The sequence below is a fragment of the Polyangium mundeleinium genome, from assembly GCF_028369105.1.
Classification (GTDB): domain Bacteria; phylum Myxococcota_A; class Polyangia; order Polyangiales; family Polyangiaceae; genus Polyangium; species Polyangium mundeleinium.
The window spans coordinates 5,275,601-5,288,549 of record NZ_JAQNDO010000001.1 but is presented as its reverse complement, the minus strand read 5'-3'; the positions used below and the strand labels follow the sequence as shown (position 1 = coordinate 5,288,549).

The 12,949-nt window shown below is 68.6% G+C and carries 12 protein-coding genes; 5 read left to right on the top strand and 7 right to left on the bottom strand.

Features of this window, described 5'->3' with window-relative positions; genetic code table 11:
• The first annotated feature begins 2 nt into the window (after positions 1–2).
• A complete protein-coding gene (locus POL67_RS21130; protein WP_271919779.1) occupies positions 3–1,247 on the top strand; it encodes an AgmX/PglI C-terminal domain-containing protein in 1,245 nt (414 codons plus the stop codon).
• Between the two features lie 9 nt (positions 1,248–1,256).
• Here the strand turns inward: POL67_RS21130 and POL67_RS21125 are convergent, their stop codons facing one another.
• Complete coding sequence (locus tag POL67_RS21125) at positions 1,257–2,774, bottom strand: amidase (RefSeq protein WP_271919777.1); 1,518 nt, start codon at positions 2,772–2,774, stop codon at positions 1,257–1,259.
• Positions 2,775–2,984: 210 nt separating this feature from the next.
• Between POL67_RS21125 and POL67_RS21120 the strand changes: the two genes are divergently transcribed.
• Entirely contained in the window at positions 2,985–3,428 is a 444-nt protein-coding gene (locus POL67_RS21120; protein WP_271919775.1) for a hypothetical protein, read from the top strand.
• 3 nt (positions 3,429–3,431) lie between these two features.
• On the opposite strand, the gene POL67_RS21115 is transcribed toward POL67_RS21120, so the two are convergent.
• Both POL67_RS21115 and POL67_RS21110 read right to left on the bottom strand, forming a co-directional pair.
• Positions 3,432–4,286: a hypothetical protein gene (locus POL67_RS21115; RefSeq protein ID WP_271919773.1), complete on the bottom strand. Its 855-nt coding sequence runs from the start codon at positions 4,284–4,286 to the stop codon at positions 3,432–3,434.
• 39 nt (positions 4,287–4,325) lie between these two features.
• A complete protein-coding gene (locus tag POL67_RS21110) occupies positions 4,326–5,336 on the bottom strand; it encodes a hypothetical protein (RefSeq protein ID WP_271919771.1) in 1,011 nt (336 codons plus the stop codon).
• A gap of 100 nt (positions 5,337–5,436) precedes the next feature.
• Here POL67_RS21110 and POL67_RS21105 point away from each other — a divergent pair, with 100 nt between their 5' ends.
• Positions 5,437–7,272, top strand: coding sequence for a DNA methyltransferase (locus tag POL67_RS21105; RefSeq protein ID WP_271919769.1), 1,836 nt, complete (start codon positions 5,437–5,439; stop codon positions 7,270–7,272).
• Here the strand turns inward: POL67_RS21105 and POL67_RS21100 are convergent.
• Together POL67_RS21100 and adh are read right to left on the bottom strand one after the other, a co-directional pair.
• Entirely contained in the window at positions 7,250–7,645 is a 396-nt protein-coding gene (locus tag POL67_RS21100; protein ID WP_271919768.1) for a DUF779 domain-containing protein, read from the bottom strand. The genes POL67_RS21105 and POL67_RS21100 overlap by 23 nt on opposite strands.
• Positions 7,645–9,165: an aldehyde dehydrogenase gene (adh, locus tag POL67_RS21095; RefSeq protein WP_271919765.1), complete on the bottom strand. Its 1,521-nt coding sequence runs from the start codon at positions 9,163–9,165 to the stop codon at positions 7,645–7,647. The genes POL67_RS21100 and adh overlap by 1 nt, the downstream gene beginning before the upstream one ends.
• Positions 9,166–9,324: 159 nt before the next feature.
• Between adh and POL67_RS21090 the strand changes: the two genes are divergently transcribed.
• Positions 9,325–10,452: a hypothetical protein gene (locus POL67_RS21090; protein ID WP_271919763.1), complete on the top strand. Its 1,128-nt coding sequence runs from the start codon at positions 9,325–9,327 to the stop codon at positions 10,450–10,452.
• Positions 10,453–10,586: 134 nt separating this feature from the next.
• Positions 10,587–10,853 (top strand): hypothetical protein, encoded by a 267-nt coding sequence (locus POL67_RS21085; RefSeq protein WP_271919760.1) that lies wholly within the window; start codon positions 10,587–10,589, stop codon positions 10,851–10,853.
• Between the two features lie 155 nt (positions 10,854–11,008).
• Here the strand turns inward: POL67_RS21085 and POL67_RS21080 are convergent, their stop codons facing one another.
• Both POL67_RS21080 and POL67_RS21075 read right to left on the bottom strand, forming a co-directional pair.
• Positions 11,009–11,350, bottom strand: a complete 342-nt coding sequence (locus POL67_RS21080) for a DUF3634 family protein (protein WP_271919759.1) — start codon at positions 11,348–11,350, stop codon at positions 11,009–11,011.
• Positions 11,302–12,882, bottom strand: coding sequence for a serine/threonine-protein kinase (locus POL67_RS21075; RefSeq protein ID WP_271919757.1), 1,581 nt, complete (start codon positions 12,880–12,882; stop codon positions 11,302–11,304). The genes POL67_RS21080 and POL67_RS21075 overlap by 49 nt, the downstream gene beginning before the upstream one ends.
• Positions 12,883–12,949 lie beyond the last annotated feature (67 nt).

The following is a 12,949-nucleotide window of genomic DNA, read 5'->3' as shown; positions in this document are numbered from 1 at the left end:
TCATGATGAAGCAATTCGGCCGTGGTTTTGCACTGGTTTCCTTGGCTTCGACGTTCGTGCTCGGTTGCGCAGGGGAAGGCACCGAGGGGACCGAGGCGCCCGCCATTCAGGCGGCGCCGGCCGGTGAGACGTCGGTCGCGCTTCGTATCGAGCGGGTCGCGCGCGCGCTCGACCGGGGCGAGGATCCGAAGCAGGCGCTCGACGAGATCGTTCTCGCGCTCACGCATCCCGCCGCCACCGCGACCGAGCAGGACGAGGCGACGCTCGTGCAGAGCCGCGCCCTCGAAGCCAATGGCGACATGGAAGGCGCGATCAGCGCCGTCGAGGCCCTCCTCGCGCAGCACGCGGGCGACCGGGAATGGGCCTTCTCGTCCGAGGCCGAAAAACGCCTCCGCAAGCTGCTCACGGGCAGCGAGGACACGCCGAAGCGCCGCCTCACCCCGGCCGAGCCGCCGGTCTCGATCTTCGCGGCCGAGCTCGCGAAGTATTTCCCGGCCGACGCGGGCGGACGATATCGCGTGCGGGTGCTCGCGTTCGGCGGCGATCGCAATTTTTCGAGTGATCGGATCGGCACGTTCAACGTGGGCGGCGCGATCCGCGCCGAAAAAGAGAAAACGTGCCCGACGTGCGAGGTGAACGTCGACAGCAACACGAACCGCGAGACGTCGTGGATCGGCATCGTCCGCGCGCGCGCCGAGCTCGCCTCCTCGCTCGTCGTTTATTATTACGACCTCGAGGGCGGCGAGATCCCCGCGCGGTACGACGCCGAGCTGCCGCTGCCTTCGGCCGAGATCAAGGCGCGGCTCGCGAAGGGCAAAGGGCTCGTGGCCGCGAAGAAACGTGATGGCGCGCCGCCCGTGATCCTCATCGCGGCCCCGCGCTTCTCCCAGCTCGACAATGTCGAAAGCACGCTCGCCGGCATGGACGCTCTGCCCCTCGAAGCGACGAGCGTCGATGTGCCGGCGTCGCTCGAGGCCGAGGAGATCCAGGCCGTCGTCCGCGGATCCTTCAACTCGTTCCGCGTTTGTTACGAGACGGTCCTCCAGAGGAACCCGGCGGCGCAGGGAAGTATCTCGCTCGATTTCAAGATCGACGCCGACGGGCATGTGACGACCATGAAGGCCACCGCGGATTCGGCCTCGATCCAGTCGATGGAGACGTGCATGCGTGACGCCGCCCAGGCGCTCGTATTCCCGGCGGCGACGAAGGAGACCTGGGTCGTCTATCCGGTCCTCTTCACGCCCTGAGCGATTCCGTCACGCCAAACCCGCGGACGCGGCGGCGTGCACGGGCGCCCGCCGCGCCCGGAAGGACTGGACCTCCTCGATTTGCGCGCAGAGCCGGAAGAGACGCGCGTCCTCGCCGAAGCGCGCCGTGAGCATGGTCCCGATGGGCAAACCGTCGGCATTCCAGTGGAGCGGCACGCTCGCCGAAGGCTGGCCCGTCACGTTGAAGACCGGCGTGAACGGGGAAAACGCATACGCCCGGTCCACGGCCATGTCGAGCAGGCGCGGCAGCCGCAGGAGCTCGGGGCGATCGAGCCGCGCCACGAGCTCCTGCATGCCCTCCTCGAGGCCCTTCGCGAGCAGCGTCCCGTGGGGCACGGGCGGCCTGCCGATCGTCGGCGTGAGCAGGACATCGTAATCCTGGAAAAACCCGGCGATCGCGCGCTGCACCTCGAAGAGCTTGCGCCGGTAATACACGAACGTCCCCGCGTCCGTGCTCCGGCCGACGAGGTTCAGGAGCCACGTCGTCCGCTCGACGTCCTCGCGCTTCGCCGGACGGCCGAGGAAGGCCTCCGCCGCGCGGATCTCGGAAGCGACGAGCGCGCTGAAATGCAGGAAAAACCCCTTCGCGAAATCGCGCGCTTCGAAGCTCGGCCGCGCCGGCTCCACGTGATGGCCGAGCTTTTCGAGGAGCTTTGCCGTCTCCTCGACGGCGCGCCGGTTGTCCGGGTGGGGCTCGGCGCCGTGGAGGAGCGGATCACTCGTGAACGCAATCCGGAGTTTTTCGGGCGGCGTATCGAGCGCGGCCAGAAACCCCTGGTACGGCGCGGGCGCGTGGTACATCGCGGTCGCCTCGGGCCCGGCCGTCGCGTCGAGCGCGGCCGCGCTGTCGCGCACGGTGCGGGAGAGGACGTGCTCGGCGGCGAACCCGTAAAAACTCTCGCTCACGTCGGGGCCGACGGGGTTTCGTGCGCGCGTGGGCTTGAAGCCGAAGAGGCCACAACACGAGGCCGGGATGCGAATCGAGCCGCCGCCGTCGCCGCCGTGCGCCATGGGCACGATCCCCGCCGCGATCGCCGCCGCCGCGCCGCCGCTCGATCCGCCCGGCGAGTAGCCGAGGCGCCAGGGGTTGTGCGTGGGGCCATAAAGCTCGGGCTCCGTCGTCGGCAGGATGCCGAACTCGGGGGAGTTCGTCTTGCCGAATACGACGAGGCCGGCGCGCAGGAACCGCTCGGTGAGCTCGGCGTGGTGGGCCGGGACGTTGCCCCGAAAGAGGCGGCTCGCGGCCTGGAGCGGCACGCCGGCATACGCCGTGGCCATGTCCTTCATGAGAAAAGGCACGCCGCGGAAGGGGCCGTCGGGCAGCTCGCCGCGCGCCCGCTCGCGCGCGATGACGTGCATGCCGATCACGATCGCGTTGAGCCGCCCGTTCACGCGTTCGGCGCGCGTGATCGCCTCCTCGAGCAGCTCGGCGGGGCTCACCTCGCCCTTTTTCACGAGCGCGGCGAGGCCCAGGGCGTCGTGGTCGTCGTACTCCTTGAAGCTCACCCTCGTTTACCTACCAGATCGCGCGCGCCCGACTCAACGACGAAGGGCACGCCCGAGGCGCATCTCCTGCGCCGCCGCGCGCGTCTTGCGCGCCGCGCGGAGCCCGCACCGCTCACGAGGGGTGAAACACCGGCCTGGTTGGTGTATGTAGGGCGACGAGCGAGCCCGGCACGCCAAGTGCTTGGTCTTCGGTGCATCGAACGAGGCACGATGAAACACCAATTTCTCTTCGGTCTTCTCGCGGTGGGGGCCCTCGGCGCAGCCGGTTGTGGCACGGATTATTCGGGCACGTACAAGGGCGAAGCCACGGAGTCCGGCACGGTGAAGATCGCCGTGCCGCAGACGGCGGACGTCGCCAAGAACGAGTCGCCGCCGCGCAAGGTGCCCGACGCGACCGTGACGGTCTCGAAGGACGGCAGCGGCTACACCGTGAAATTCGCGTCCTGCGAGATGAAGGGCGAGGCGTCGACGCCGAAGCTCGTGGTCGTGAAAAACACGTGTGACGTCAAAGTGGCGAACTGGGAGGGCAAGTTGCCCCTCTCGGCGACGCTGAGCTTCGACGACACGGGCGCCCTCTCGATGGAGGTCACGGGCACCACGAAAAACGACGCGACCGTGGTTTCGTACGACTGGACGTTCAAGGGCAAGAAGTAACGTTCATTCGGGACAACCGATCGGCTGCGTGGCGAGGACGACGTCGTCGATCCAGATCGCGCGCGCCTCGTCGGGCAGATAGGACTCCCATCCGAGGTAGATCTCGGAGAAGAGCGGCGCCGTCCAGGGAGCCGCGGGGGTGTCCGGGTTCGTGCAGCCGTCCCCGGTCTCCTTCACGGAGAGGCCGGGGACGCCATATCCGTCGACGGAGAGCTGCATCGCGTTGTTTTGCCCGTCGAACTTCCATTCGAAGCACGCCCACCGCCCAACGGGCACGGCCACAGAGTGCGAGTGGGCCCAGCACGCCGTGTGAGGAGCGCTCATCGGATCGTCGTAATACTCGGGCGTGTCGTAAAACGCCGTGAGCTGGCTGCCGAGGAACGAGCCCGTCGCCTCGTCGAAGATCGGATGGTGCACGCCATACCGGTAATAGGCCTTGTAGGTCTGTCCGGGTACGCGCCCCTGCGCCGTCACGAGCCCGATCCCCCCCGCTTCCATGGGCACGGATTCGACGAACAGCATCGCCCGGCCATAAAGCACGTTGCCCTCCGGGGGGAGCACCGAGGTATCGTCGAGCGCGAGCATCACGGTGCGGAAATCGCCGCTCATCGCGGTCGCCGTGATCTTCACCGCGCGTGAGCCGCTCCGGGCGTTCTCCGAGGAGACGACGACGGACCCGCCCACCTCGACGGTGCGCCACTTGCCGCCGGGTTTGTCGCTGTCAGCGTACGATTCGAAGTCGTCGCAAAGAAGCGCCGTGTCGCAAATGCTCGCGAACTGTCGTTCCTCGGTCGTGCACGCGGCGGCGCCCAGGGCGGCCGTGAGGAGGATCGCTGAGAGTTTTCCGTCGTTTCGCATGCCGCTTTTTTATCACGGCGCTCGGCGAGACGGCAGGGGTCAGCGGCAGCCCTCGGCGCGGGACCAGTCGAACGTGTCGTCCTTGAACTCCCGGGTCGACTGCGATTTTCCGCCCATCGTCATGTCGATCGTCTGCTCGAACCGGACGTGGCGAGGGCGGAGCGTACGCGGGTCGGTCTCCGCTTCCGTGCGCGTGATACGGCGGATATTTTCAATGGGCATGTCTTGGGGGAAATGGGGCCCGGCGAGCTCGCGGAGGAGGTGGGCGAGTCCCTGCGCGGCTTCTCCGCCCGCGAGGGTCTGTGTGATCGACACGCGGACGAGCGCGTCGTCGTCCTGGACTTTGCCGTGATGCTCGAAGCGCATGCGCACGGGGACCCTCTCCGCGCCGACCGGGACCTCGTCGTCCACGTCGACGACCTCGCCCGGCGAATTCGAGAGCCCGATCCACGCGCCGACCCAGGCCTTCCAGGTGTCACCCACGGTCGCGGCGAGCTGCGCCTGCATCTGCGGCGAGCGGAGCGTTTGCGCCATGAACGCGGAGAGCTTCGGGTCCTTGGCGATCGCCGGCGCGGCCAGCAGACGCGCGATGACCTGATCGAGCTCGCGGGCTTCCAGGTACTCGCCCTCCGCCGAAATGATCATGGGCACGGGCATGCTGAGCAGCGGGAGCAGCGGGGCGAGCTTCTCCTGGGCCTCGGGGGTGGTGGCGTCTTCGCCGTCGATCTCGAGGAATTCGGTGCCCTCGATGCGGATCTCGATCCTGTCGTCCTTGGCGGGGCGGGCCGCGACGAAGAAGCGCATCTTCGCGCGCTTCCCTCGCTTCTCCGAGACGCGCAAGACGGGCACCCGGCAAGGCACTTTCCACCCGAAGGAGAGGACGTCTACGTTCGTCGCGGCAGGCTCCGCGGCCTCGTCGGTGCTCCCTGCGGACGAACCGGAGGCGGGCGTGGCTGGGTCTTTCGTGGCCTCGGACGAGGCGCCGCAGGCCGCGGTGAACAGGAGGAGCAGGAGGGGCAGTCGCGCGCGCAGCATGAGCGCGCGCAGCATCCATCCATTCGGCCCGCGCGATCCAGTGATTTTTTCCGCGGGGCCCCTCCCCCGCGTTGCGCCTTGACGCACGGGAGGACGGACGAACATCATGGGGCCCGTGACCGGAGCGCCCGAGCGCGTGGAGGAGACGATCAGCGCCGCCGAGCGCCGGCAGCTCGGCGTCCATTACACGAACGAGGCGTTCATCCTCCGCACGATCCGGCCGCTTTTCCTCGACGCGCTCGAAGCCTCGCTCGCCGCGGCGCGTACGGCCGCCGCGCTTCACGCGTTCGTCGAACGGCTCCTCGGCCTGCGTTTCCTCGATCCCTCGTGCGGCGCGGGAAATTTTCTCGTGGTTGCATACCGAGAAATACGCAGGCTCGAAATCGCGGCCCTCGTTCGCCTCCGCGCCCGGGGCACGAACCAGCCACGCCGGGTGCGGCTCGACCAGTTTTGCGGGATCGAGATCGACGCGCGCGCCGCGAACGCCGCGCGGCTCGCCCTGCGACGGGAAGCCGAGGCCGCGGAGCGCAAAGCGCACCGCCCCAAATTCGTGGGCCCGCGCGACGAAACGCCGCGCATCACGGTCGCCAATGCGCTGCGCATCGACTGGAACGACGTGTTGCCCGCCGAGCGCGCGCCGTTCGTCTTCGGAAACCCGCCATTCGTGGGCATGGCCTGGATGAGCCCCGAACAGCAGGAGGATCGCCGCCTTGCATTCGAACCACTCGACACGCGCGGGATCCACGCCGGCAGGCTCGATTATGCCGCGGCCTTCATCGCCCGCGCGATCACGTATGGCGCGAGCCACCCCGTCCGATGCGCGTTCGTCACCACGAACTCCCTGACCCAGGGCGAGCAGGCGCGGAGCCTCGGCCCGCTGCTCCGCCGGTGCGGGGTTCGGCTCGATTTCGCGCATCGGACGTTTCACTGGGCGAGCGCGTCGAAAGGGAAAGCCAACGTGCACGTGGTGGTGCTCGGGTTTTCCCGCGGGGACGCGGGGCCGCGCCGGATCTTCGATTACCCCGATCCGCGGGGCGAACCCGTGGAGCGGGCGGCGGCGAACATCAACGTGTATCTCGCCGACGGGCCGGACGTCGTGCCGCGGAAACGAAAAACCCCGCTCGGCGCCGGTTACCCTGCGGGCACGAAAGGCAGCCAGCCGACCGACGGCGGCCACCTCGTCGTCGAGCCCGCGGATCACGCCGCGGTGATGGCCGATCCCGTGGCCCGGCGTTACGTGCGGCGGTATCTCCAGGCGTCGGCGTTTCTCTGGGACGAGCCGCGCCATTGCCTCTGGCTCGAAGGCGTGCGCCCCGAGGAACTCGAGGCCTCCCCCATTCTGCAACGGCGTATCGAGGCGATTCGCCGTCTGCGCCTCGCGTCGCGCACGCCGTCCGTGCGGGATCTCGCGGACAAGCCGTGGCTGTTCACGCAGATCCGGCAGCCCTCCGTTCGTTACCTCGTGCTCCCGGAGGTCTCGTCCGAGAACCGCCGCGTGATCCCCGCAGCGTTCCTCGATCCGGAGGTGATCGCCGGCAACAAGCTCATCACGTTCCCGGGCGCGGACGACTGGCTCTTCGGGCTGCTGCAATCGAGCATGTTCATGGCCTGGGTGCGCGCCGTGGCCGGGCGCATGAAGAGCGACATCAGCATCGCGCCGCACCTCACGTATTGCACGTTCCCCTTCCCCGAACCCGACGCCGAAGGCCGCCGCCGCGTGGAGGAGGCGGCCCGCGCCGTGCTCGATGCGAGAAAGACGTTCCCGGGCAAGAGCCTGGGCGAGCTGTACGATCCGCGGGGAATGCCGAAGGAGCTGGCGAGGGCCCACGATGGGCTCGACAGGGCCGTGGAGGTGCTTTTCGAGGGGGGAACACCGATGCGCACGGAGGCGGACCGGCTGCGAGCGCTCTTCGAACGGTATGCCGCGCTCAGCCTTGCGGGCCGCGCCTGACGCCGACGGCGTCGAGCGCGCAGAGCTCGCCCTCGCCAAAGACATTCGATCGCGTGAGGAATCGCATGCCCTCGGGCGACTCGATCGAGAAGCCGGCCCCGCGGCCCGGGACGGCGTCAATCACGAGCTGCGTGTGTTTCCACAGCTCGAACTGCGCGCCGCCGATGTACACGGGGCAGCCCTCGATCTCGCCGAGCAACACGTCCCGCTCGCCCACCTTGAACTCACCACGCGGGTAACACATCGGGGCGCTGCCATCGCAGCAGCCCCCCGATTGGTGGAACATGAGCGGGCCGTGGCGCACCACGAGCCGCCGGATGAGGCCAATGGCCGCCTCCGTGGCCGTGACGCGCGGCGGGGCCGTGGCTTCCATCAGAAGAACCCCAGCGCCTTCGGGCTATAGCTGACGAGCAGGTTCTTCGTCTGCTGGTAATGCGAGAGCATCATCTTGTGCGTCTCGCGCCCGATGCCCGACTGCTTGTAGCCACCGAATGCGGCGTGCGCCGGATAGAGGTGGTAGCAGTTCGTCCACACGCGGCCCGCCTGGATCGCGCGGCCCATGCGATACGCCGTGTTGATGTCGCGCGTCCACACGCCGGCGCCGAGACCATAAAGCGTGTCGTTCGCGACCGCGAGCGCCTCGGCCTCGTCCTTGAACGACGTCACGCTCACGACCGGCCCGAAGATCTCCTCCTGGAAGATGCGCATCCGGTTCGTGCCCTCGAAGATCGTCGGCGCGACGTAATATCCATTCTCGAGATCGCCGCCGAGCCGCACGCGCTCGCCGCCGAGGAGGCACTTCGCGCCCTCCTTCTTGCCGATGTCGATGTAGGAGAGGATCTTCTCGAGCTGATCACTCGACGCCTGCGCGCCGATCATCGTCGTCGGATCGAGCGGGTTGCCCTGCTTGATCTTCTTCGTCCGCTCGACGGCCCGCTCGATGAACTGGCGGTAAATCTTCTCGGCCACGAGCGCGCGCGACGGGCAGGTGCAGACCTCGCCCTGGTTCAGCGCGAACATGGCGAACCCTTCGAGCGCCTTGTCGGCGAAATCGTCGTTCTGCGCGAAGACGTCCTCGAAAAACACGTTCGGCGACTTGCCGCCGAGCTCCAGCGTGACCGGAATCAGGTTCTCCGAGGCATATTGCATGATGAGGCGGCCCGTCGTGGTCTCGCCGGTGAAAGCGATCTTCGCGATGCGCGGGCTCGACGCGAGGGGCTTGCCGGCCTCGAAGCCGAAGCCGTTCACGATGTTGACGACGCCGGGCGGCAGGAGGTCGCCGACGAGCTCGGCCCAGAGCAGAATCGAGGCCGGCGTCTGCTCGGCGGGCTTGAGGACGACGCAGTTGCCGGCGGCGAGCGCGGGCGCGAGCTTCCACGCGGCCATGAGCAGCGGGAAGTTCCAGGGGATGATCTGGCCGATGACGCCGAGCGGCTCGGGGAAATGGTAGGCGACGGTGGTATCGTCGATCTGGCCGATCGTGCCCTCCGAGCCACGAATACAGCCTGCGAAATAACGGAAATGGTCGATGGCGAGCGGCAGGTCGGCCGCGAGCGTCTCGCGCACGGGCTTGCCGTTGTCCCACGTCTCCGCGACCGCGAGCTTTTCGAGGTTCTGCTCCATCCGGTCGGCGATCTTGTTCAGGATGTTCGCGCGATCCGTCGGCGAGGTGCGACCCCAGGCGGCACGCGCGGCGTGCGCGGCGTCGAGCGCCTTGTCGATGTCCTCCGCGGAGGAGCGCGGGATCTCGCAGAAAGGCCGGCCGGTCACGGGGGAGATGTCCTCGAAATGCTCCCCCTTCACCGGGGCGACCCACTCGCCGCCGATGTAGTTCCCATAGCGGGACTTGAACGAGACCTTCGAGCCTTCTTGGTTGGGCGGCACGTACACCATTGCGATTCCCTCCGCAGCGTGTCTCGCCCCCCGACGTGCCCCCCGCGGGCCGCCTCGGAGGCGAGCGAGGAGCAAACTCCCCGGGGTGGCCGGTGTCAAGGGGGTTTCCGGGCGCAGCAAGGCCGCGGCTCGGCTCGCGTGTGTGGTAGAGTCGCCGCCATGTCCGATCTCATGTCGGAGAACCACCTCGGCCCCCTGTTCTCGTCGTTCCTCGTGGACGGCGTGGGTACGCTGGGTTTCCTCGCGCTCTGCGGCGCCGCGCTCCTCGCGCGGGCCCGCAAGCGCGCGGAGGCGCGGGCCGCCGAGGCCTCGTTCGACGGCGAGAAGCAGCTCGTGGCCGGCGAGGCGGTGCTCTTCGGCAAGGTCGAGCGGGCCGAGCGGTCGGACACCACGGTGCGCGTCGAGGTGGATCAGGAGGGCGAGGAGTCCGAGAGCTCCGGCGTGTGGTCGCACAAGTGGACCGAAAAGAAGCGGCGGGTCTTCGTCGCGCCATTTTATCTGCGCCTCGCGTCCGGCGATCGCGTGCGAATCGAGCCGCGGGACGACGTCTTCCTCGTGGACGAGATGGACGGGCTCGTCCGCGTCGATCTGAAGGCCCGGATGCGGTACGCCGAGCTCACGCCCGGCGAGCGCGTGTATGCCGCGGGGGTGCTCTCGCGCGCGCCGGATCCGGAGGCGCAGCCGGCGGCGGGATATCGATCGGGGGGCGAGGGGTACGTGCTCCGGCCGCCGCGCAGCGGGCGCATGTTGCTCTCGTCGCAGCCGCTCGGCGAGCGTTTCCACGAGCGCGCCCGCTTTCACGGGCGCTGGGCGATGTGGATCGTGCTCACCGCGCTCGCGTTTCACGCCATGTTCCTCGGCTATCACATACGGCGCTGGGCCGGCAGGGCCACGACGGCCACCATCCACAAGCTCGACCATTACGTCACGGAGAGCGACGACACCATCACACACCATTATCGGGTATGGCTGTCGCCGCAGGACGGAATTTCGGTCAACGACGAGGTGGAGCCGGAAGACTTCGCGTGGATGCACGAGGGCCAGATCTTGCCGGTGCGGCTCGTCGAGGGGTCGCTCGCTTCAAACACGACGATCGGTGGTCACCTGACGGTCCACCACCTCGCCTGGAGCGTGGTGCCGCTGCTCCTCGGGGCGTGGATCATCTACCGCGTCCGCGAACGCTCGACGCGCCCCTGGTACGAGCGCGAGGTCGTGGATGAGGGCAAGGGGAAGCTCGAAGAGACGCTCGAGGCCGAGAAGAAGCGAAGCCGGCCGCCCCATACCTGACGCGTCTTATCGAGGCACTTCGATAAGTTAGCGAGGGAGTTCGGGCTGGATTTCGTCACGGGAACGGATTAGGGTCGCCACTGCCGTGAGGGGGAGTAGGCTCCGCGCGGCGCATAACCACAGGGGTATACGACATGGCAAAGCACAGTTTCTCGGTCAATTTCCCCGGCGCCGCGGTCGACATCATCGCGAAGGCGAAGGGCGCGATCGAGAAGGCGGGCGGCAAGTTCGGCGGTGACGAGAAGAAGGGTGACTTCTCGGTCCCCACGCCGGCCGGCACGGTCAAGGGCGTCTACACGATCACGGGCCAGGCGTTCGCCGTGGACATCACGGACAAGCCCTTCGTGGTGCCCGGCAGCGCGATCGAGTCGCAGGTCAAGAGCTTCCTCAGCAAGGCTTGAGCCCTTCGCCACGCCCGCGAGCGCCCGGATCGTGCCGGGCGCTTGCAACCCACGACGATTCGCCAAAGACGAGAATCTCCGCGCGCTCGGCGTTCGTCCCTCCCAATCGAAGATTCCGCATTGCAATGGTCGGGCCGACGACGCTTCGGGCCAGCCTACCTCGTCGCGCCACGCTCGACGCGCCGCGCTGTGCGCAGGCGGGCGACGGGGAAACGTCCGACCACGTTGCGGAGCCGCTGCGCCGTGGTCTCGTCGATCCCTTTTTCAGTGTGCACCACAACACGTCCGCCCTGAAGCCGTAGCACGATCGTCCCGGTCGCCCGGGATCGACCGAGGACGTCCTCGATGTCGGCGGCGAGCTCCGCCGGCGCCCGGCCCGAGAGCCGCGCGACCCTTCCCCCTTGTGCCTCGACGACGAGCAGCCGGCGCGTGCGCTCGACCGAGACGATCACGACCACGACGAACGCGACGAGCCCCAGGGCGACGAGCCAAGCCACGCCCCAGCATAGCAAGCTTCCGCGCGTATCGCCGCCCCCAGCCCGGAGGGCGCCGCGGCCCGCCGCGGCTTCACGCGGAGCAGGGCAAACCCCACGAGGGCGCCCACGAGGAGAACCACCAGGACCACGTAGATCCACGTCCGGGAAGGATCCGCGGCCCGCGCCTGGTTCAGATCGGCGGGCTTGCCCGGCTCTTGCTTCACGTTGCGGATCGTGGCCTCCTCGGGCTCGGGACCCGCGGCCGCCTCCTCCGTCTTCTTTTTCTGCGCCGCCGCGGCCGCCGCCGAGGCATTGAGCTCGGCCGTCGCCTTGGCGATCTCCTCCGAGATCGCGGCTTGATCCCCGAAATCGGCCGAGTCGAAGATCGACGCCAACCGCTGCCCACGCGACTCGGGCCCGACGAGCCCGCTCACGCTGCGCTTCAGCGTCATCGAGGGCGGCGCGCCGACGATCGTCGGCTCGCTGTCCGGCGAGACGAGCTTGGGGCTCAGCGCGGTCGTCGAAGGGAGACGTCGCCCAAGCGCGAGGTGCGGCATCCGCGAGAGGACCGCCGTGGGCTCGTCGTCGCTGCCGGTCTGCGTCGTCTCGTCCTCGTCGGTCGAAGGCACGCTCCGGGCCTCGTGGGGCGCCGTGGAGGTGAGGCTGCCGGTGAGCTCGTGGTAGACCTCGCGCACCGCGGCTTGCATCTCGCGCGCGGTCTGGAAGCGGTCCTTCCGATCGAAGGCGAGCGCGCGGTCGAGGAGCGCGACGAGGGCGCGGGGCGCGCCGGGCGAGACCGTCGCGAACGAGGGCGCGGGCGTCGTCACGGCGGCGACGAGGGACTCCTGGGGCGTGAGGTTGCCGTGGACGAGCTGCCCCGTGAGCAAGGTGAACAGGGTCGCGCCGACCGCGTAGAGATCGGAGCGCTCGTCGACGAGCTCCCACTGTCCGCGGGCCTGCTCGGGCGGCATGAAGGCGGGCGTGCCGATGACGATGCCGTTCACCGTCAACGCCTTGCCGCGGGGCGCCTCGCGGAGCTTGGCCACGCCGAAATCGAGCATCTTGATCTGGCCGGTGCGGAGGAGGAAGACGTTCTCGGGCTTGAGATCGCGGTGCACGACGCCCTTCTCGTGGGCCGCGGCGAGCACGTCGAGGATCGGATCGGCCATGGAGAGGACGTCCTCGAAGTCGAGGCTGCCGCCGCTTCGAAGGCGGCGCGCTTCGAGCGTCTCGCCGTCGAGCAGCTCCATGACGAGGAAGACGCAGCCGTCCTCGTCGACGTCGTCGTCGAGGATCGAGACCATGCCCGGGTGGGTCACGGCGTTGACGGCGTAGGCCTCGCGCAGGAAGCGGCTGCGCGCGTCGGCGATCGCGTTGAGCTCGGGGTGGATGATCTTGATGGCGACGCGTTTGCCCGTGCGGTGGGTCGCGGCGTACACCGCGCCGAACCCGCCCGTCCCGAGCACGCTGTCGAGGCGCCACTTGTCCAGAAGCACGCGTCCCACGCGCTGTCGCGCGATCTGGGACGCGATGCTCAGGGGGGCGCTGTCCATGCGGGCGCGGAGGGTACCAGAAGTCCTGCGAAAGGGGGAACCGACCTCGGCGCGGTGGGCACGAGCT